Genomic DNA, 939 nt, shown 5'->3' with positions numbered 1-939 from the left:
TCTATTGTGGGGTGTTGGATAAAGCCGCACTTTGTTATATTGGCATCATAAATGAAGCCATATTCTCTCAAGGCATCATCTTCATGTTCAATACCCCATCTCATATCTTCAGTTTCATAATAGGGGCTTGTTTCGCCTGTCAAGCGCTCTGTTATGAGTTTGATTTTGTAGTCTTCATATTTGCTCGTAGGCAATCCTTTTGTAGTTTTATTGAGTATGTTGTAAATGTTTGATGCGGTGACTTTACCCAAGCGTGCTTGGAACCATTCTGCTGTTCTTTGTTCCATCTCACACCGCCGTTCTTTGTTCTTGTGGTCCATATTCGATATCTTGGACGTGAATATATTCGGCATCTTGTATAGGCGCCTCTATTTGCTTTTGTTGTAGGAAAGATTGTTCTTTTTCATGCTGTCTCTTTTGCAAAATATCCAAAATCCTTTGTGCTACTTCATCAGGAAGATCTTCAAGCCTGTCGACTTGTGCATAATCAAGCACTTTTTCTTCTTCTGTTTGAGTGATGTTTATTAATTGTTTGATTTGCGTAAGCACATCATAAGAAACTAACTTCGTTTGTACGTTATGGTTTGTTTCATTGATACGTTTTGCTTCATCTTCTTCATAAATACCGGAAAGCCCGAAAGCATAGCGAGCACATTGTATAGTGGCTTTATGGCGCAACATACGTGCGGGGTATTTTTTCCAAGGGTCACTGTGGTCTTGTTCGCATTCTTTGAGATATTCGGTGACTTCGATAGGGTCTTTAATGCCTTTGAGACGAATAGCACATTTGATAGCAATGAGATTCCCGTCTTTATCGAGTTGATCTTGAAAGGTCATCCCATCAAATTGAGGATTAGACTTAATGATCTTTATCCAACCGTCGATAGAAACAACGGGTATGATGCCGCCGCCTCTTTTAGGGAATGCATAGATTTCTTT

2 protein-coding genes are annotated in these 939 nt (G+C 39.5%); both read right to left on the bottom strand.

All coding sequences use genetic code 11. The annotated features are described in order from the left end of the window. The coding region (locus ACFIL3_RS10540) for a YqaJ viral recombinase family protein (protein WP_375682255.1) at positions 1 to 287 on the bottom strand (287 nt) is incomplete at its 3' end. Position 288: 1 nt separating this feature from the next. After that, the coding region (locus ACFIL3_RS10535) for a recombinase RecT (protein ID WP_375682254.1) at positions 289 to 939 on the bottom strand (651 nt) is incomplete at its 5' end.

The organism is Bartonella sp. CE47NXGY (assembly GCF_042195415.1).
GTDB lineage: Bacteria > Pseudomonadota > Alphaproteobacteria > Rhizobiales > Rhizobiaceae > Bartonella.
This window is presented reverse-complemented; position numbering and strand designations above follow the sequence as displayed.